Below are 20,400 nucleotides of genomic sequence, written 5' to 3' on the forward strand. Positions count from 1 at the left end.
GTGCAGGGTGACCGAGAGATGCAACAAGGCATAATGGAGTTGATGTGGCGTTCCTCTCACGTTAGTGGTGGCAATGTCCACTACGTGGAAGCGCTTTACGAGCAGTACCTCGCCGATCCTGATTCTGTCTCAGACGAGTGGCGCAGCTATTTTGACCAGCTGCCGCGTCCTGAGGGCAGTGCCTCCCACGATGTTCCACTAAGCCCCATTCGTGATCAGTTCTACCAACTGGGCCGTGAAAGCCGCCCGGGCCGGGTAGCCGCCGCCCCCGACAGCGGTGAGAACAAAAAGCAGGTCAAAGTCCTGCAGCTGATCAACGCTTATCGCTTCCGTGGCCATCAGAAGGCCAATATCGACCCGCTTGGGCTGCGTAATCCCACCCCCGTTCCCGACCTCGACCTGTCGTTCCACCAGCTCTCTAAAGCTGATCTCGACACCGAGTTTCAAACCGGTTCGTTCTTCCTGGGTATTGATAAAGCGCCGCTGCGTGACATCGTCGACGCGCTGGAGCAGACCTACTGTCGCTCCATCGGTTGCGAAATCATGCACATCGTCGATACCGAAGAGAAGCGTTGGTTGCAGCGTCGTTTCGAGTCTGTCCGCAGTGCGCCCAAGTTCAGCGACGATGTGCGTAAGCACGTACTGGAGCGCTTGACCGCAGCGGAAGGTTTGGAAAACTACCTGGCGTCCAAGTACCCAGGCACCAAACGCTTCGGTCTTGAAGGTGGTGAGTCGTTCGTGCCAATGATGGACGAACTGATTCAGCGCGCCGGTGGCTACGGCACCAAAGAAGTCGTCATTGGCATGGCTCACCGTGGCCGCTTGAACCTGCTGGTCAATATCCTGGGTAAAAACCCGGCGGATCTGATCGACGAGTTCGATGGCAAGAAAGTCATCGAGCGTGGCTCTGGCGATGTGAAATATCACCAGGGCTTTAGCTCGAACGTCATGTCACCGGGTGGGGAAGTCCACCTCGCCATGTCGTTCAACCCGTCGCACCTGGAGATCGTTGCGCCGGTGGTCGAAGGGTCCGTACGCGCCCGCCAGGATCGTCGTAACGACGATGAAGGCAGCAAAGTACTGCCCATCAACGTCCATGGTGATGCCGCTTTCGCCGGTCAGGGCGTGGTGATGGAGACATTCCAGATGTCTCAAACCCGTGCCTACAAAACGGGCGGCACGGTGCATATCGTCATCAATAACCAAGTGGGCTTCACCACCTCGAACCCCTTGGATGCTCGCTCTACGGAATACTGTACTGACATTGCCAAAATGGTTCAGGCGCCGATTTTCCATGTCAACGGCGATGACCCTGACGCAGTGATTCACGCCACCCAAGTGGCGCTGGATTATCGTCAGCAGTTCAAGAAAGACGTCGTGATCGATCTGGTGTGCTACCGCCGCCGTGGTCACAACGAGGCGGATGAGCCGTCAGGCACTCAGCCGATGATGTACGCCAAGATCAAAGATCATCCCTCTTCGCGCACGCTTTACGCGCAGCGCTTGGTAGAGCAGGGCGTTATCTCGGAAGAGGACGCCAAAGCGATGGTGGAAACCTATCGCGATGATCTCGTGGCGGGTAACCACGTGGCCAACGCCCTGGTGCAAGAGCCGAACACGTCGCTGTTCGTGGATTGGGCGCCGTACCTTGGCCACGAGTGGACCGGCGATGCCGACACCACCTTCGATATGAAGCGCCTTCAGCAGCTAGCCGCGAAGATGTGCGACATTCCGGACGGTGTCGACGTTCAGCGCCAGGTTGCCAAGATCTATGAAGACCGTCGCAAAATGCAGGCGGGCGGCATGGGGCTCAACTGGGGCTTTGCAGAAACCCTGGCGTACGCCACGCTGCTGGACCAAGGCCATCCGATCCGTATCACCGGCCAGGACGTAGGTCGCGGGACGTTCTCCCACCGCCATGCGGTCGTGCACAACCAAAAAGATGGTTCGACCTACGTGCCGCTGCAAAACATGTCCGATGGTCAGCCGCGCTTCACCATTCACGACTCGTTCCTTTCGGAAGAGGCCGTGTTGGCGTTCGAATACGGTTACTCGACCACCGCCCCGAATGACCTGGTCATCTGGGAAGCGCAGTTCGGTGACTTCTTCAACGGCGCCCAGGTGGTGGTGGATCAGTTCATCTCCTCGGGTGAAACCAAGTGGGGCCGTCTGTGTGGTTTGACCATGCTGCTGCCTCATGGCTATGAGGGGCAGGGGCCCGAGCACTCCTCAGCCCGTTTAGAGCGCTTCTTGCAGCTGTGCGCCGAGCACAACATGCAGGTGTGCGTACCGACGACGCCTGCGCAGATTTTCCATTTGCTGCGCCGCCAGGTGATTCGTCCGCTGCGCAAGCCGCTGGTGGTCATGTCGCCGAAGTCGCTGCTACGCCACAAAGAAGCAGTGTCGAGCCTGGAAGATCTCGCCCACGGCAAGTTCCACATGGTACTGCCGGATCAAGCGAATCTCGACGCCGACAACGTCACCCGCGTCATCATGTGTGCCGGTAAGGTCTACTACGATTTGGCTAACTGGCGCGCTGAAAACGAGCGTGACGACACGGCGATCATTCGTCTAGAGCAGCTCTACCCCTTCCCGAAAGAAGAGCTTCTGGAAGTGCTCCAGGCGTATGCCAATGTGGAAGACATCGTGTGGTGTCAGGAAGAGCCGCTGAACCAAGGCGCCTGGTACTCCAGTCAGCACCACATGCGTACCGTGGCCGATATGTTGAAAGACGGCCTTGGGCGTGAGTTGAAATTCGCAGGGCGTCCTGCCTCGGCTGCTCCGGCAGCGGGCTACATGTCCGTCCACACTGAACAGCAGCGCCAGCTGGTGGAAGACGCTTTTAATCTATAAGCGCCCACCGGGTTTAGAGAACACATAAGGGAAACGACATGGCTACTGAGATCAAAGCGCCAACCTTTCCGGAATCCGTTGCCGAAGGCACTGTGGCCGCGTGGCATAAAAAGCCGGGTGACAGCGTCGAACGCGACGAGCTGATTGTTGAAATCGAAACCGACAAAGTGGTGCTCGAAGTCGTCGCACCGGAAGCGGGTACCCTGACCGACGTAATGGCCGAAGAGGGCGAGACCGTCGAGTCTGAGCAAGTATTGGGCAAAATTGGCGAAGGCAGCGCGTCTGGCAGCAAAGAAGATAGTTCTTCTAAAGAGAGCGCTTCTAGCGATAGCAGCGCTGAAAAAACCGAATCAAAAGCAGAGTCTAAGCCTGCTGGCGGCGGTAAAAAGCACGATGTAAAAGCGCCTAGCTTCCCTGAGTCCATCCAGGAAGGCACCGTCGCCACGTGGCACAAGAAGGTCGGCGAAGCGGTCAAGCGTGACGAAGTACTCGCCGACATCGAAACCGACAAAGTCGTGCTGGAAGTCGTAGCACCGGCTGACGGCGCGCTGCAAGAGATCAAGGCCGAAGAGGGCAGCCAAGTAGAGTCTGAAGCGATTCTGGCGACCTTCGTTGAAGGTGGCGGTAGCGATGAAGCTAGCGCACCGGCTTCTAACGATACTTCCAGCAGCGATGACGAAGGCGCTGACGAGAAAGTCGGCGATAAGATTCTCGCACCGGCGGCACGAAAAATGGTGGCCGAGCACGATTTGGATGTGTCCAAGATCGAAGGTACCGGCAAAGGCGGCCGTATTCTGAAAGAAGACGTTCAGAAAGCCGTTAAAGATGGCTCGGCCAAGAAAGCGGCCAAATCCTCTGCGCCTGCCAAAGCCGCTGCTGCGCCAGCGGTCGAGGGTGAGCGTGCCGAGAAGCGCGTGCCGATGAGCCGTCTGCGTCAAACCATCGCCAAGCGTTTGGTTCAGGCTCAGCAGACCGCTGCCATGCTGACCACGTACAACGAAGTGGACATGGGCGCGGTAATGTCGCTGCGTGCCCAGTACAAAGATACCTTCCTGAAGGCCCACGACACCAAGCTCGGCTTCATGGGCTTCTTCGTGAAAGCCGCATCCGAAGCTCTCAAGCGCTTCCCGGATGTCAACGCTTCCATCGACGGTACCGATATCGTTTACCACGGCTACCAAGATATCGGTGTGGCCGTATCGACGGATCGCGGCCTCGTGGTACCGGTTTTGCGTGATACCGACAGCATGAAAATCGCCGACGTCGAGAAGACGATCGTCGACTTTGGTAAGCGGGCGCGTGACGGTAAGCTGGGCATCGACGAAATGCAGGGCGGCACCTTCACCATTACCAATGGCGGTATCTTTGGCTCGCTGATGTCGACGCCGATCATCAACCCGCCGCAAACTGCGATCCTGGGCATGCACAAGATCCAGGAGCGTCCGATGGCGGTCAATGGCAAGGTCGAGATTCGCCCGATGATGTATCTGGCACTCTCTTACGACCACCGCATGATCGACGGCAAAGACGCGGTACAATTCCTGGTTACGATTAAAGAGCTGTTGGAAGACCCGGCTCGTCTGCTGCTGGACGTATAACGAAGCGCGCTGATCCGCCTTCGCTATTCATGAGCACGCTTAGTTAATCGCACTCAGCCTCCTTCCCGCTGTCATCCCACCGGGAGGAGGCTACCAAGCTAAAGGAGCCAACATGGCTGACAAGTTTGACGTGATCGTTATCGGTGCAGGCCCTGGTGGCTACGTAGCGGCTATTCGCGCTGCGCAGCTGGGTCTGAAAACCGCCTGTGTTGAAAAATGGATCGGTAAAGAAGGTAAGGTCGTACACGGCGGCACCTGCTTGAACGTAGGCTGTATCCCGTCCAAAGCGTTGCTTGAAGCGTCGCACAAGTTCGTCGAAGCCAAGCACGATTTCGACGACATGGGTATTGAAGCCGGTGACGTCACCATGGACGTCAAGAAGATGATGGCGCGCAAGGACAAGATCGTTAAGAACTTGACCGGCGGCATCTCTGGCCTGTTCAAGGCTAACGGCGTTACCGCCATCGAAGGGACCGGTAAAGTGGTTTCTGGCAAGCAGGTTGAGGTGACCGACCTCGACGGCAACACCACCACTTACGACGCCGACAACATCGTCATCGCAGCAGGTTCCGTACCGGTGGAAATTCCGCCGACCCCGCTGACCGAAGGCCTGATTGTCGATTCTACCGGCGCACTGGAATTCCAGGAAACGCCGAAGCGTCTTGGCGTTATCGGTGCTGGTGTTATCGGCCTTGAGCTGGGCAGCGTTTGGAACCGTTTAGGTTCTGAAGTGACCGTTCTGGAAGCGATGGACTCCTTCCTGCCGATGGTCGACACCGCAATTGCCAAAGAGACCCAGAAACTGCTCAAGAAGCAAGGTCTGGACATCAAACTGGGCGCCCGTGTGACCGGTTCGGAAGCGAAAGGCGACGAAGTCGTCGTCAAATACACCGATGCCAACGGCGAACAGGAAATGACCTTCGACAAGCTTATCGTTTGCGTTGGCCGTCGCCCCTACACCAAAGGCGTGATCGCTGACGGTGTAAGCGTCGAGCTGGACGAGCGTGGCTTTATCTTCGTCGACGACCAGTGCCGCACCAACGTGCCGGGCGTTTACGCCATCGGTGACTGTGTACGCGGTCCGATGCTGGCGCATAAAGCGTCTGAAGAGGGCATCATGGTGGCGGACATCATCGCTGGCCACAAAGCCGAGATGAACTACGACACCATCCCGAACGTAATCTACACCTTCCCGGAAGTGGCGTGGGTGGGTATGACCGAGCAAGATGCCAAAGCGAAGGGCATCGAAGTCAAAACTGGCAGCTTCCCGTTCGCGGCCAGCGGTCGTGCCATGGCGAACAACGCCACCGAAGGCAGCGCCAAGATCATTGCCGATGCGGAAACGGATCGTATCCTCGGCATGCACATCGTGGGTCAGCACGCGGGTGAAATGATCGCCCAGGGCGTGATCGCGATGGAATTCGGCTCTAGCGCTGAAGACCTCGCGCTGACCTGCTACGCGCACCCGACCATGTCGGAAGCCGTGCACGAAGCGGCACTTGCGGTAGAAGGCCATGCGATTCATATGGCAAACCGTAAGAAGCGTAAGTAATTCGCTAAGCAACAACCAAGCGCCACCGTCAGGTGGCGCAACACTTTCAGCCCTGCGCGGTAGCTTGTAGGAAACTGAAAGTACGGGGATGATCAGTGCTTTACAGGTAGTCTGTCGAGCCAGCTGACCATCGTTCGAGTCACATGCAACCAATGGCATGAATCGATGAACCTTCACGAGTATCAAGGCAAACAGCTGTTTGCTGATTATGGTCTGCCAGTGTCCAAAGGCTTTGCCGTGGACACTCCCGAAGAAGCAGTAGAAGCGTGCAAAAAAATCGGCGGTGACATGTGGGTGGTTAAAGCCCAGGTTCACGCTGGTGGCCGCGGTAAAGCGGGCGGCGTTAAGCTGATTAAAGACCCGGCAGAAGCTAAAACCTTCGCCGAGCAGTGGCTGGGTAAAAACCTGGTGACTTACCAGACTGACGAAAAAGGTCAGCCGGTTGCTAAAATTTTGGTAGAGACCTGCACCAACATCGCAGACGAGCTCTACCTGGGTGCGGTTGTTGACCGTACTACCCGCCGTGTGGTCTTCATGGCCTCTACCGAAGGCGGTGTTGAGATTGAAACCGTCGCCGAAGAGACGCCGGAAAAGATCCTCAAAGCTGAAATCGATCCGCTGGTCGGCGCACAGCCCTACCAAGCTCGCGAGCTGGCCTTTGCGCTGGGTCTGGAAGGCGATCAGGTGAAGCAGTTCACCAAGATTTTCCTGGGTCTGTCTAAGCTGTTCCACGACAAAGATCTGGCACTGCTTGAGATCAACCCGCTGGTCATCACTGACGAAGGCAACCTGCACTGCTTGGATGCCAAACTGGGCCTGGATAGCAACGCCCTGTACCGTCACCCGGACCTGCAGGCCATGCGCGATCCTTCCCAGGAAGATCAGCGTGAAGCCGACGCGGCGAAGTGGGAACTGAACTACGTCGCCCTCGACGGTAACATTGGTTGCATGGTGAACGGCGCAGGCCTGGCTATGGGCACCATGGACATCGTTAACCTGAGTGGCGGCAAGCCCGCTAACTTCCTGGACGTTGGCGGCGGCGCGACCAAAGAGCGCGTCGCAGAAGCGTTCAAGATCATCCTGTCTGACGACAACGTGAAAGCCGTTCTGGTGAACATCTTCGGCGGCATCGTTCGTTGCGACATGATTGCTGAAGGCATCATCGGTGCCGTTGAGCAAGTGGGCGTTAACGTCCCGGTGGTCGTTCGCCTGGAAGGTAACAACGCTGAATTGGGCGCTGAAAAACTGGCGTCTAGCGGTCTGAACATCATCGCTGCTACCAGTCTGACCGACGCGGCTCAGCAGGTTGTAAAAGCAGCGGAGGGCAAGTAATGAGCATCCTGATCGATAAGAACACCAAGGTCATCTGCCAAGGTTTCACCGGTGGCCAGGGCACGTTCCACTCCGAGCAGGCGATTGCCTATGGCACGCAAATGGTCGGTGGTGTTACGCCGGGCAAAGGCGGCCAGACGCACCTGGGCCTGCCTGTTTTCAACACCGTGAAAGAAGCGGTCGAGAAAACCGGCGCAGAAGCCAGCGTGATCTACGTACCGGCACCGTTCTGCAAAGACTCGATCCTTGAAGCTGCGAACGCTGGCATCAAGCTGATCGTGTGCATCACCGAAGGCATCGCGACCCTCGATATGCTCGACGCAAAAGTAAAATGCGACGAGCTGGGCGTACGCCTGATCGGCCCGAACTGCCCGGGCGTGATCACTCCCGGTGAGTGCAAAATCGGTATCATGCCGGGTCACATCCACCAGCCGGGCCGCGTTGGTATCGTTTCCCGCTCTGGTACTCTGACCTATGAAGCCGTTAAGCAGACCACTGACCACGGTTTCGGTCAGTCTACCTGTGTCGGTATCGGCGGCGACCCGATTCCGGGTTCTAATTTCATCGACATCCTGGAGATGTTCGAGAAGGACCCGAAAACCGAAGCGATCGTGATGATCGGTGAAATCGGCGGCACCGCCGAAGAAGAAGCCGCGGCTTACATCAAGGCCAACGTTTCCAAGCCGGTGGTTTCCTACATTGCCGGTGTCACTGCACCTCCTGGCAAGCGTATGGGCCACGCGGGCGCCATCATCTCTGGCGGTAAAGGTACTGCCGATGAGAAATTTGCGGCTCTTGAAGACGCCGGTGTGAAAACCGTTCGTTCTTTGGCGCAAATTGGCGACGCGCTGAAAGAAGTGACCGGCTGGTAAGCCGCGCACTTTCTTCGTGACGCTGAAAAGGGCACCTTCGGGTGCCCTTTTTGCGTTTGAGGAGGTTAAGTCAAGCGGTGAGGTGGCTAGCGCTGACGCAGCAGTCGCGCGCTGTAGAGCAGTAGCAGCGGCGCGCCAGCGGCAAGATACAAGTGGTAGCTAATCAGCCGCCAAACCAACACGGCGGCAGCGGCCTGCTCCCGGCCCATCAAGGGAAGCAACAGGCTTCCGACCCCCACTTCAGCCGCTCCTGCGCCGCCAGGCAGAAAGCTGAATTGGCTGGCGGCCATGGCCAGCATCTGAGTTAAAAACGTCCAGAGCCAGTCGGCATGCCCCCCGATGCCAATCACCGCTAGGTAAAGCAAGCTGTAGCGCAGCAGCCAGTGTAGGGTTGTGAGTGCCAGCATCGCTGCCAATGTGGCTTTGGGTAGCGCCAGCGTCATACGCAGCGCATGGCGACAGCGTAACAGCCGCCGGACCAGCCAGCGCCTGCGGCTAGGACGTAGCCAGGCCAGCCACTGGCGTCGAGTACGCAGCAGCCTGGGTAAGTACCCCATCATCAGCGAGACGCCCACCGCTAACAGCGCCAATCCCAGTAACGAGAGCTGAACCAAGCCCTGGTGTGGCCACTGGGCATCACCGAAAACCGACATCGCCACCAAACCGCTCAGCATCAGTAGAAAGAACAGCAGGTCGCACCCCTGGTCGATGAGAAATACGGCGGTGCCTTTTGAGGGCGAAAATCCCCGCTGGGCAAGTAGTAACAGCAGAGTGGCCGGGCCGCCGCTACCGCCTGGCGTGGCGCAGAGCGCGCACTTCGCCGCCAGCTCGATGCCCAGCGCGCCCCGCTGCCCAAGCTGGCCAGCGCGGCCGTTCAGCATCAGGCGTAGCCGGGCAGCGTTCAAGTTCCAGCACAGCGCCGCCATGGCGATCATCAGAACCAGTAGGCCAATGGGAAACTGCGCCACATGCTCAAACGCTTGGCTGCCCCCTGCAAGCGATGTGAGCACCAGCGGCGCTACCAGGGCAGCCAGCAGCAGAGCGCCGTGTAGCGGACGAAAGCGCAGCAGCCGTTGGGCGTTAGCGGCGGACGGCACGGGCATCGGGCTGTTCGAGTCCGCATAGATCGACATAGTGCGTCAGCAGCGAGCCAATGACGCTGTCCCAGCTAAACTGGCGCTCCACAAAATGGCGCGCGTAGCGTCCGCTGGCGGCAATATCGTTGCTAAACAGCGCGGAGCAGGCGTCCGTCATCGCGTCAGGGTCAAGCGGCTGGCAGAGCACGCCCGCGCCCAGCGGTACGTTCTCGATCAGCGCGCCCGCCCGCGCGCCAATCACCGGCAGGCCGCTGGCCATCGCTTCCTGGGCCACCAGTCCAAAGGTTTCGCGGGTGCCCGCATGCAGCAGCGCATCGCTACTGGCAAGCGCGCGGGCCACTTCATGGCTACCGCAGCAGCGGTTGACCACTGTGACATTGCTAGGCACTTGAGTCGGCATGCCCGGTCCCATTAGCAGCAGGTGGTAGTCGCTGCCAAGCGCCCGCATGGTGGCGAGTAGTACGTCGATATTCTTTTCTCGCGAGAAACGGCCGACAAAGATCAGCAGCTTTTTATCCGCAGGAATACCCATGGCCGTACGGAAGCCGGGGTCGCGCCGTGAAGGGTGAAACTGCTCTAAATCAACCCCTAACGACTGCACGCGCACGTTGGGCACGCCCCACTCGGTGAGTCGGTTGGCCATGGCGTGGCAGGGAGCCAGCACGCTATCAAAGCGCTGGTACAGGTCCACCACGTAGCGAATCAGCCGTTGGCGAACATGGCGGCCAAAGCGGTCACCCATCAAGTGGGGTAAATCGGAGTGGTAGAAACCCACCACCGGCACGCCCAAGCGCTGGCCAGCCTCCAGCGCGGCCCAAGCGGTGACGTAAGGGTCGCCTGCTTCGATTAGCGTGGGGGAGAGGTCTACCAAGGCATCACGCCAAGGGCGGCGGCGCAGCGGGAATCGATAGCCTTGCCCAAGAGGCAGATGCAGCGCTGGTAGCGTGTGGTGGTCGCCCAAACTATCACGCTCAGCCCCTGGCACCAGCAGGCTGGTACGGAGGTTGGGTGTGCGCGAGAGGACGCGATGCTTGGCCTGTAAATAGGTGCGAACGCCGCCGCTTGCCGGGGCGTGGAACATGGTCACATCGGCGATGTGCAAGGTAACCTCCGAGCCACATGAGTGTCATCGAATTACCTTAGGGTAGAAATAAGTCAGTTCTGCGACAACGTCACCGCGCGGCGGAAATAAAAACGCCACGGCATGGCCGTGGCGTTTAGCGCTTGCTGGCAAATGCCCCGTGGTTTTAGGCAGCGGGTTTGGCAACCAGCGAGCGCGTCTCTTCGCGGGCTTCCGTGAGCGATACGCGCAGGCTATCGCCCAGCTTGAAGCGCTCTTCGCCTTCGATCTGAATGCGGCCCTCTTTGTCATCGATGACCACTTTATCGCGGTCGCTGTGCATCAAGGGGGCGGGCACGAACGCCGTCGCGCCGTTCTCGATCAGGCGAACCCGCATGCCGCCACGGTTGATCGCCATGATCTCTGCATCGAAGGTGTCCTGATTCTGCGCGGCCGGGGTCAGGTAGCGCACGTAGAGCCAATCTTTCACGTCGCGCTCGGCCATGCGGTTCAGGCGGCGACGCTCGGTGAGCTGCTCGGTGAGCTGCTGGCTGGCTTCTGCCGGTGCCTGCTCGCCCTTCAGCACGCGCTTGATCAAGCGGTGATTGACCATATCGCCATACTTACGAATCGGCGAGGTCCAGGTGGCGTAGGCGGGCAGACCCAGGCCGAAGTGCGGGCCAGGTTGGGCCGACATGCTGGTGAAGCCCTGGAAACGGCGTAGGCGCGCATCCAGCCAAGCGTCGTCGCGGCTCTCAAGCGCACGCTTCAGCTCTTTATAGTGGGCAAGCTCGGTGAGCGCTTCCTGAGCCACTTCGATGTCCTGAGTCGCCAGGAACTCTTGTGCCGCTTCGGCTTTTTCCGGCTCGAAAGCGCGGTGCACGTTGAAGATGCCGTGGCCGATATGGCTGGCCAGGAAGTCCGCACAGCAGGCGTTGGCAGCAATCATCGACTCTTCGATCATGCGGTTGGCAATGCGGCGGTCTTCGGTATGAATCCCCAGCACGTTGCCCGCTTCATCCAGATCAAACACGTAATCAGGACGATCTTTAAATACCAGCGCGTGCTCGTTACGCCACGCGGTACGGGCTTCGGTCAGCTCACGCAGGGCGTGTAGCTGCTCAGCAATATTATCTGCCGGTGCCCAGTAGCCTTGGCCTTCAATCCAATCAGAGACGCGCTCGTACACCAGCTTAGCGTGGGACTTCACGTTGGCCGCGAAGAAGCGGTAGTCCCCCAGGCTGCCGTCGGCGTTAATGTTCAGCGTGCAGGCCAGGGCAGGGCGCTCTTGGCCTTCCCACAGCGAACACAGGTCATCCGCCAACTGCTCGGGCAGCATGGTCACGTTCTGGCCCGGCAGGTACACGGTAAATGCACGAACGCGGGCTTCCAGGTCGGCAGCATGGCCCTCTTCCACATAAGCGGTGGGGTCGGCAATCGCCACGCTCAGTTGCCAGCCGCCTTCCGGGCGTGCCACTACGTGTAGCGCGTCATCCATATCGCGGGTTTTTTCACCGTCGATCGTGAAGTACGGCTGCTCGGTGAGGTCTTCACGCGTCAGGCCTTCATCGTGCAGCGGCCAGTCGCTGCCGGCATCCGGGCACTCTTGCTCCAGTGCGTGGCGAGCAAGCGTCACGCGCCACGGTACGGCCGGGTTATCGGCTTTGGCCACTAGCTCATCAATCTGAGTGAAGAAGCCGCGGTCGTTCTCTTTTAGCGGGTGACGCACCAAACGCGCCACGACCCAATCGCCGTCGGCAATCGAGTCTTCATCCAGGCTGTTTTTGATGCGTGCTTTTAGAACGTTGCGAATCGAGGGATGATCCGGCACCACCGCGAGGCGGCCTTCGCGCTTTTGCACGCGAGCAACGAAGCGGTCTAAACCGGCTTCAATAAGCTTTTCAGGCTCAACCGACTTTTTATCACCGTTCTCGTGAATCACGGCTTCCACACGGTCGCCGTGCAGGACCTGTTTCATGGCGGGGGGCGGCACGAAATAGGATTCGCCGCTATCAGTTTCAAGAAAACCAAAGCCTTTTTCTGTGGCTTTGATCACCCCTTCAGCGCGCGGGGTGGTTTCACGGATCTGTTGCTTGAGCTGGGCAAGCAGGGAGTTGTTTTGAAGCATGTGTTCAATCAGTTGGCGAGAGTAGGTTGCCACTATACGGATTCCCACTGGCCGCGCCAATCGTTGCCCCTGGGGAAGTGGCGACGGCGACGGCAGGTCAATGACTTACTTACGGTTGGCTGAATCGGTTAAGCTGAGCGAACTGCCACGCTAACCCTGCTAACGCACAAGGAGCGCTTTGATGACCCCTCGCCTGATCGTTTCCGACCTGGACGGTACGTTGCTGGGCAGCGACCACCGGTTACATGACAGCACCGTGGAGGTGCTCCGAGAGTTGGTTCGGCAGGGGCACCATTTGGCGCTGGCCTCTGGCCGCCACTACCACGATATGCGCGTCTTCCGCGATGAGCTGGGCGTGCCTGCTCACCTGATTAGCACCAACGGGGCTTACACCCACGACCCGGACGATGGCTTGGTGAGCGCGTCGCACCTCAACCCGGATCACGCCCACACGCTGATTCATTTACCCCGGCCGCCCCAAGTGCGCCTCAGCCTTTACCGCGAAGCGGGCTGGCATGTGGATGCCGAAGCGCCGCACTTGCTTTCATTACACGCCTCGACGGGCTTTCGCTATGAGGTCGTGCCACCGGAGCAGATGGACGCCAACGGCGTGGGTAAAGTGCTCTATTTAGGCGACCCGGACGCGCTCGCAGAATTGGAGGCTCAGGCCCAAGCGGCGCATGGCGATGGGCTGCACATTACCTACTCTACGGTGGACTCGCTAGAGATCATGGCGGGCGGGGTGAATAAAGGCGTGGCGCTAGCGGCGTTGCTGGAGTCGCTTGGGCTCACCGCCGCCGACTGCCTAGCCTTTGGCGATAACCTCAACGACACCGAAATGCTCACCCTGGCAGGCGAGGCCCAGGTTATGGCCAACGCTCATCCGGCGCTGTTCGATCGCGTGCCAGAAGCCCAGCGGATCAGCCACCACGGCGAAGCAGCGGTGGCGTTATTCCTGAAGCAGCGCTTTGGGCTTTAGCATTTGTCGCTGTCATTTTCGCTCTGCCACCTTAGTCGATAGCCGCTTGCGGTAGGCGGAGCGCTCCACCATCATCTAGCCCTTAAAACGATAATAACTTAGGGGCGCTTTCCACGATGACAACCACGCCTGCGACCTTGATGGTGGTCGACGATGACCCGGAAATTCGCGAGCTGCTGGCGGATTACCTGGGGCGGCACGGTTACCACGTGCTGACCGCAGAGGGGGCGAATGCGCTCTACCAACAGCTTGCCGAACACACGCCGGATTTACTGATCGTCGATGTGATGATGCCGGGGGATGACGGTTTTACCATCTGCCGTGAGCTCCGCAAAACCAACGACACCCCCATCATCATGCTCACCGCCAGCGCTGACGATACCGACCGTATCTTGGGGCTGGAATTAGGGGCCGACGACTATATCGGCAAACCCTTCAATCCCCGCGAGCTGCTTGCGCGCATTAAAGCGGTACTACGCCGCACGCGCCCGGCGGCCGCCCCTCATGAAGCGCGCTGGGTACGCTTTGGTGAGTGGCAGCTCGACCGAATGACGCGGGAATTAGTGGATCACACCGGCGAGCGCACCGCGCTTTCCGGGGCAGATTTTCAGCTGCTCCAGGTGTTTTTAGAGCGCCCCACCCAGGTGATTACTCGCGATGATCTCTACACCCTGACCCGTGGCCGCGATGCGCCGCCGCTGGACCGTTCGATTGACGTACACGTGTGTCGGCTGCGCCAGCGGTTAGGCGAAGATGCCCAGCATTCACAGCTTATTCGTACCGTACGCGGGGCGGGCTACGTGCTCACGGCCAGGGTAGATGCGGCGTCGTGACATCGTGGAGACGCTGGCTGAAACGGCACTCGCACTGGCTGCCCGGCAGCCTGCGCGGGCGCTTCGTCATTATTATGATTGCCGGGGTGCTGGCCGCTCAGGTGGCGAGTTATACCATTTGGACCTCCCAGGTGCGCGCCAGCCAGCTCGAACAGCTCGATGAGCTCTCCAGCAACATGGCGTTTAGCATCGCCTCCACCATGAAATTCTTCCGTTCGCTGCCGGTGGACTATCGGCATATCGTGCTCGACCAGCTGCGCAGCATGGGCGGTACGCGCTTTTTTGTTAGCGTGAACGAGCGGCGTATTCCCGTGGCGGACATCGGCAGCGGCCCGGAAAAAGAGGTGGTGGTGAACAACGTGCGCACCATTCTGACCCAGCAGCTCTCGATTGACGATGTAGTGGTGGAGTTCTCCCGCCCGGAAACCCTACGGGTCTTCAATAATGAAGTGCTGCTTTACGACCTGCCGCCCCGCTGGGGCCAGCACAGCCTGTTAATGGAACCCCTTTCGCCGCCCATTCTGGTGGTGCAGCTGGAGCTTGCCCCGGATACCTGGCTCTATGTCGCCACGCTGCTGGGCGTGCCGGATATTTTCAGCGGGTACCGCTGGCTCTCAGAAGAGCGACTGCTGGCGGGCATCGTCGTGCTACTCACCGTGCTGGCGCTGTCGCTATTGGGCATCACCAGCGTGACGCGGCCGCTGGCAAGGCTCTCCCGGGCGGCACGTCAGCTCGGCGATGACCTGGACAGCCCGCCGCTGAAAGAGAGCGGCCCCAAGGAGGTAGCGGCCACCGCCGTGGCGTTTAACCGTATGCAGCGGCGTATTCGCGAGCAGGTGGAGGAGCGCGAGCGGCTCTTCTCAGCGATCTCCCACGACTTAAAAACGCCGATTACCCGAATGCGCTTACGGGCTGAAATGCTCGATGACCCGCTTCAGCGCGAACGCTTCTGCGCCTCGCTGGATGAGCTATCCGAGCTGGTCAAAGGCGCGCTCGCCTCGGTCAAGGGGTTAGACCTGCATGAAGAGCCGCAGCCAACGGATCTCAACGCGCTAACGGCCGAGCTGGCCGAGGCGCTGCGCTTGCAGGGGGGCGAAGTGCAGGTGGCAGGGCAGGTGGCGCCACTCACGGTCAAACCGCTGGCGATGAAGCGCTGCTTGGCGAACCTACTAGAAAATGCGGTGTTTTACGGCCAGCGGGCGAGGGTAACGCTGGAAGAGCAGGCGGGCGTGGTGCGCCTACATATTCAAGACAGTGGCCCTGGCATCCCTAAGGATCAGCTTGGCCGCGTGTTTTCACCCTTTGTACGCCTGGAGGTTTCCAGAAGCCGCCACACCGGTGGAAGCGGCCTGGGGCTAGGCATTGCCCGGCATATCGCCCGTGCCCATGGGGGCGATATTACCCTTGCTAATCACCCCGCAGGCGGCTTATTGGCCACGCTAACGCTGCCTCGCCAATCAAGTGTTACAGACTTGTAATACTATGCAGGACTCGGTAACTCCCGTTATGCGGCTCGCTGTCGTACTCTGCTAAAAGCCGTTTTACACCGCGTGTGTCACGGCATTACAACAGCGCTAGCCGCCAAGCCTTTCAGGGCTGGTGTTCGCGATAACAACAATAGCAGGAGCTACCCATGCTGATTAAGCAGTTGCCCACGTTTAAAAAATCCGCCCTCGCACTGGCCTTAGCGGCAGGCACCGCCATGGCCGCAGGCACTACCCAAGCAAGCGATGTAGAAGTACTTCACTGGTGGACATCCGGTGGTGAAGCCCGCGCGGCCAACGTCCTCAAAGAGCTACTCGAAGCCGAAGGTTACGGCTGGCAGGACTTTGCTGTAGCCGGTGGTGGCGGTGAAACCGCGATGACGGTGCTCAAATCCCGCGCCATGTCAGGTAACCCACCCTCCGCCGCGCAAATTAAAGGCCCGGAAATTCAGGAGTGGGGCGAGCTTGGCCTGCTGGGTGACTTAAATGAAGTGGCGGATGCCGAAGGCTGGAACGACCTGTTACCAGAGATTGTGGCCGATATTATGCGTTACGACGGCCAGTACGTAGCCGTGCCCGCGAACGTACACCGGGTTAACTGGCTGTGGGCCAACCCGGACGTGCTGGAAGCCGCTGGCGTAGAAATGCCCACCACCCTAGACGAGCTGTTTGCCGCCGGGGAAGCCATTCGTGAAGCGGGTTTTGTGCCGCTAGCCCACGGTGGCCAGTCCTGGCAGGACGCCACCGTGTTTGAAAGCGTGGTGCTGGGTAGCCAAGGCACTGAGTTCTATCAGCAGGCGCTGGTGGAGCTCGACCCAGAAGCACTGGGCGGCGAGCAGATGGTCGCCGCACTGGAAGACTTCAAACGCCTGCGCGAGCTGATGGATGAAGGCATGCCGGGCCGCGATTGGAACATTGCCACCGCGATGGTCATTGAAGGCGTGGCCGGTTTCCAGTTGATGGGTGACTGGGCGAAGGGGGAATTCACCGCCGCGGGTCTGACCGCCGGTGAAGACTACCTGTGCGCCGCCGCTCCGGGCACCGAAGACGCCTTTACCTTCAACATCGATAGCCTGGCGATGTTCCGCGTGACCGATGATGCCGAGCGTGAAGCTCAGCACACGCTAGCGCGCTTGGTGTTAGAGCCCACCTTCCAGGAAGCCTTCAACCTTGCCAAAGGCTCCATTCCCGCACGTCCTGACCTGGATATGAGCGAGTTCGACAGCTGCGCCCAGCAGTCGATGGCTGATTTCCAACGTACCGCTGAAGAGGAGGGGTTAGTACCCAGCATGGCCCATGGTATGGCCGTTCGTGCCGACGTGCAGGGGGCTATCTTTGACGTTGTGACCAACTACTTCAACGACGCCGATATGCCCGCCGAAGAGGCTGCCCAGCGACTGGTCAGCGCCGCAGAAGCCGCTTCGTTTTAAGCGCGGCAGCGTTGGCAATAGCGCAAGCACGCGCTGAACGTACGTAACCAGCGCCGCCGCAACGGCGGCGCTAGCGGTTGACTGGCGAGGAATTCCCCATGAGCGAAACCCCAACGCGCACCGCGTTGCGGCCAACGGCCTCTGGTCGGCTGCAGGCCTGGCTGCCAAGGCTAGTGCTGGCACCCTCGGTGGCGGTGTCTCTGTTTTTTGTTTACGGCTTTATGCTGTGGACCTTTGTTCTATCACTCACCAGCTCGCGCATGCTGCCCAGCTACGACTTTGTCGGGTTTGGCCAGTATGCGCGGCTGATGGCCAACGAGCGCTGGTGGGTGGCCTCTACCAACCTGATGATCTTTGGTACGCTGTTTATCGTGATCTGTTTAGTGCTGGGTGCGCTGCTGGCGATGCTGTTGGATCAAAAGATTCGTCAGGAGGGCGCGCTACGCACGGTGTATCTCTACCCTATGGCGCTGTCGTTCATCGTCACGGGGGTCGTGTGGAAGTGGCTGCTGAACCCGCAGCTAGGCATCCAGGCCATGGTGCGCAGCTGGGGCTTCGAGTCGTTCGAGTTCGACTGGATCGTTGATCCGGATATGGCGGTGTATACCTTGGTGATCGCCGCCGTTTGGCAGGCCTCTGGCTTTGTGATGGCGCTCTTTCTCGCCGGTCTGCGCGGTATCGACGATAGCGTTATTAAAGCTGCCCAGCTCGATGGCGCGAGCCTGCCGCGCATTTACTGGCGGGTGGTCATGCCCTGCCTGCGCCCGGTGGTGTTCAGCGCGGTGATGATTCTGGCCCACATTGCGATCAAGAGTTTTGACTTGGTAGTGGCACTTACCGGCGGCGGGCCGGGTTATGCAACGGACTTACCCGCCACCTTTATGTACACCCACGCCTTTAACCGCGCGCAAATCGGCCTGGGCTCTGCCAGTGCCATGCTGATGCTCGGCGGTGTGCTGGCCATCCTGATTCCTTACCTCTACTCCGAATTAAGGAGCCGCAAACATGGCTAATGTGATTCGTCGCCAAACGCCTGCGGCCAAGTTGTGGCGGGGCGTGCTGTACGCGGTGCTGGTCATCGCTGCGCTGTTCTACGTGCTGCCGCTGGTGGTCATGCTGATGACCTCCATTAAGCCGCTGAGCGAAATCAGCGCCGGTACGCTGCTGTCGTTACCGCAAAACCCAACGCTGGCCCCCTGGACAAAAGCCTGGGGCGAAGCCTGCACCGGCATGCGCTGCGAAGGCGTGGGCGGTTATTTCTGGAACTCTTTTGCCATCGTCATTCCTGCGGTGCTGATCTCCACCGCCGTAGGGGCGCTGAACGGCTACGCCCTGACCAAATGGCGCTTCAAAGGCTCTGAGCTGGTGTTTGCGCTGATGCTGTTTGGCTGCTTTATCCCGTTTCAGGTGGTGCTGCTGCCCATGGCACAAACCCTGGGCTGGCTGGGGCTTTCCAGCTCGCGGGCGGGGCTGATCCTGGTGCACGTGGTGTTTGGTATCGCCTTTACCACGCTGTTCTTCCGCAACTTCTATGTGGGCATTCCCAACGAGCTGGTCTCGGCGGCCAAGCTGGACGGTGCCGGATTCTTCCGTATTTTCTGGCGCATCCTGCTGCCGGTGTCCGCCCCTATCATCGTGGTCTCGGTGATTTGGCAGTTCACCCAAATCTGGAACGACTTCCTATTCGGCGTGGCGTTCTCGGCACACGACACCCAGCCGGTGACCGTGGCGCTCAATAATTTGGTGAACACCTCCACCGGCGTGCGCGAATACAACGTCGATATGGCCGCCGCCATGATTGCCGCGCTGCCCACCCTGGTGGTGTACGTGCTGGCGGGTAAATACTTCGTGCGTGGGCTGACGGCAGGCTCCGTAAAGGGCTAATAACAACTAGGTGCATGGCAGTCGCAGGTAGAGGTCAGCATCTCCCCGTAGCAGGGGTCTTTCGCCAGGACGGCGAAAGTAGCGCCCAGGGAAGGGTTTACAGCGCCCCCGCCAAGGGGTGATCTGACCGGTGCCAATGCGTGTCTTGCCAGCTCCCTTAGAACAGGATTTTGATAATGGCAGCGTTAGAGATTCACAACGTACGCAAAGAGTTTGGCAGCGAGCGGGTGCTGAAAGATGTCAGCATCTCCATCGATTCCGGCGAGTTTTTGATTCTGGTGGGGCCATCCGGCTGTGGTAAATCCACGCTGATGAACGCCATCGCAGGCCTTGAACCGGTCACCAGCGGCAATATTTATATCGACGGCGAAGACGTCACCTGGCGCACCCCCGCCGAGCGCGATATTGCCATGGTGTTCCAGTCTTACGCCCTGTACCCCAGCATGACCGTACGCCAAAACATCAGCTTCGGCCTAGAGATGCGCAAAGTGCCCAAGGCCGAGCGGGAAGCCGCCGTGGAGCGGGTGGCCGATCTGCTGCAGATCTCCCACCTGTTAGAGCGCAAGCCCGCCCAGCTCTCCGGCGGCCAGCGCCAGCGGGTGGCCATGGGGCGCGCCCTGGCGCGGGAGCCTAAGGTCTATCTGTTTGACGAGCCGCTCTCAAACCTGGACGCCAAGCTGCGCGTGGATATGCGCACCGAGATCAAAAAGCTCCACCAGCGTTTAGGCACCACCATCGTCTATGTTACCCACGACCAAGTAGAAGCCATGACCCTGGCGGACTGCATCGCGGTGATGCGTGATGGCCATATTCTGCAGTTAGGCAGCCCTGATGAGGTCTATAACAACCCGGTGGATATGTTCGTAGCGGGTTTTATGGGTTCACCATCGATGAACTTCATCCGCGCTACGCTGGAAGCCGACGGCGATGGCTATGCACTGCGCATTGCCACCCCCGACGAAGCCGACCTGCTACTGCCGTGGCCAGCGGCCCGCCATACGGCAGGGCTAGTGGAGCAGCTCGACAAGCCGGTGATTCTCGGCCTGCGGCCTGAACATTTCAGCGAAGAGGATGTGCGGCTGAGCGAGCAAGCTGAAGGCACGCTGTTGGAAGCCAAGGTGAGTGTGGTGGAGCCGACCGGTGCCGATATTCTGCTGCGCCTGCCGCTGGGCGAGCAGGAGATTACCGCGCGGGTTGGGCCGAAGTGTGAGGTGTCGCCCGGTGAGCGCTTGGCGCTGAGGGTCGATATGTCCCGGGCGGTGCTGTTCGATGCTGAAACCGAGCAGCGGCTGGCTTGA

At 59.6% G+C, this 20,400-nt stretch carries 15 protein-coding genes; 12 read left to right on the plus strand and 3 right to left on the minus strand.

Going from position 1 to position 20,400, the window contains the following annotated elements; genetic code table 11:
* The first annotated feature begins 18 nt into the window (after positions 1–18).
* The 5 genes from NH398_RS05275 to sucD all read left to right on the plus strand — a co-directional run bounded on the left by NH398_RS05275 (position 19) and on the right by sucD (position 8,207).
* A complete protein-coding gene (locus NH398_RS05275; protein WP_253017043.1) occupies positions 19–2,853 on the plus strand; it encodes a 2-oxoglutarate dehydrogenase E1 component in 2,835 nt (944 codons plus the stop codon).
* Positions 2,854–2,891: 38 nt separating this feature from the next.
* Positions 2,892–4,451, plus strand: coding sequence for a 2-oxoglutarate dehydrogenase complex dihydrolipoyllysine-residue succinyltransferase (gene odhB, locus NH398_RS05280; protein WP_253017044.1), 1,560 nt, complete (start codon positions 2,892–2,894; stop codon positions 4,449–4,451).
* A gap of 112 nt (positions 4,452–4,563) precedes the next feature.
* Positions 4,564–6,003 carry a dihydrolipoyl dehydrogenase gene (lpdA, locus tag NH398_RS05285; protein ID WP_253017045.1) on the plus strand — a complete coding sequence of 480 codons (1,440 nt, stop codon included), beginning with the start codon at positions 4,564–4,566 and terminating at the stop codon, positions 6,001–6,003.
* 165 nt (positions 6,004–6,168) lie between these two features.
* Positions 6,169–7,335: an ADP-forming succinate--CoA ligase subunit beta gene (sucC, locus tag NH398_RS05290; protein WP_016914526.1), complete on the plus strand. Its 1,167-nt coding sequence runs from the start codon at positions 6,169–6,171 to the stop codon at positions 7,333–7,335.
* Positions 7,335–8,207, plus strand: a complete 873-nt coding sequence (gene sucD / locus NH398_RS05295; RefSeq protein ID WP_044627828.1) for a succinate--CoA ligase subunit alpha — start codon at positions 7,335–7,337, stop codon at positions 8,205–8,207. Before sucC ends, sucD begins: the two co-directional genes overlap by 1 nt.
* 86 nt (positions 8,208–8,293) lie before the next feature.
* On the opposite strand, the gene NH398_RS05300 is transcribed toward sucD, so the two are convergent.
* The 3 genes from NH398_RS05300 to NH398_RS05310 form a co-directional block, all read right to left on the minus strand.
* Positions 8,294–9,310 carry a lysylphosphatidylglycerol synthase transmembrane domain-containing protein gene (locus NH398_RS05300; protein ID WP_253017046.1) on the minus strand — a complete coding sequence of 339 codons (1,017 nt, stop codon included), beginning with the start codon at positions 9,308–9,310 and terminating at the stop codon, positions 8,294–8,296.
* Positions 9,288–10,406: a glycosyltransferase family 1 protein gene (locus tag NH398_RS05305; RefSeq protein WP_253017047.1), complete on the minus strand. Its 1,119-nt coding sequence runs from the start codon at positions 10,404–10,406 to the stop codon at positions 9,288–9,290. The genes NH398_RS05300 and NH398_RS05305 overlap by 23 nt, the downstream gene beginning before the upstream one ends.
* 145 nt (positions 10,407–10,551) lie before the next feature.
* Entirely contained in the window at positions 10,552–12,492 is a 1,941-nt protein-coding gene (locus NH398_RS05310; RefSeq protein ID WP_253017380.1) for an exoribonuclease II, read from the minus strand.
* 181 nt (positions 12,493–12,673) lie between these two features.
* On the opposite strand from NH398_RS05310, the gene NH398_RS05315 reads away from it, so the two are divergent.
* From NH398_RS05315 to NH398_RS05345, 7 genes are all read left to right on the plus strand, one after another.
* Entirely contained in the window at positions 12,674–13,471 is a 798-nt protein-coding gene (locus NH398_RS05315) for a Cof-type HAD-IIB family hydrolase (RefSeq protein WP_253017048.1), read from the plus strand.
* Positions 13,472–13,587: 116 nt separating this feature from the next.
* Positions 13,588–14,304 carry a response regulator gene (locus NH398_RS05320; RefSeq protein WP_253017049.1) on the plus strand — a complete coding sequence of 239 codons (717 nt, stop codon included), beginning with the start codon at positions 13,588–13,590 and terminating at the stop codon, positions 14,302–14,304.
* Between the two features lie 74 nt (positions 14,305–14,378).
* Positions 14,379–15,782, plus strand: coding sequence for an ATP-binding protein (locus NH398_RS05325; protein WP_253017382.1), 1,404 nt, complete (start codon positions 14,379–14,381; stop codon positions 15,780–15,782).
* A gap of 155 nt (positions 15,783–15,937) precedes the next feature.
* On the plus strand, positions 15,938–17,218 hold the full coding sequence (locus NH398_RS05330) for an ABC transporter substrate-binding protein (RefSeq protein WP_054645203.1): 1,281 nt from the start codon (positions 15,938–15,940) through the stop codon (positions 17,216–17,218).
* A gap of 98 nt (positions 17,219–17,316) precedes the next feature.
* A complete protein-coding gene (locus tag NH398_RS05335) occupies positions 17,317–18,231 on the plus strand; it encodes a sugar ABC transporter permease (RefSeq protein ID WP_253017050.1) in 915 nt (304 codons plus the stop codon).
* Positions 18,224–19,102, plus strand: coding sequence for a carbohydrate ABC transporter permease (locus NH398_RS05340; protein ID WP_253017051.1), 879 nt, complete (start codon positions 18,224–18,226; stop codon positions 19,100–19,102). Before NH398_RS05335 ends, NH398_RS05340 begins: the two co-directional genes overlap by 8 nt.
* A gap of 176 nt (positions 19,103–19,278) precedes the next feature.
* The gene (locus NH398_RS05345; protein WP_159341552.1) at positions 19,279–20,400 is read left to right on the plus strand and encodes an ABC transporter ATP-binding protein; all 1,122 of its coding nucleotides are present in this window, start codon (positions 19,279–19,281) and stop codon (positions 20,398–20,400) included.

Origin of the sequence: Halomonas sp. CnH100-B (genome assembly GCF_024124605.1) — a bacterium.
GTDB lineage: Bacteria > Pseudomonadota > Gammaproteobacteria > Pseudomonadales > Halomonadaceae > Vreelandella.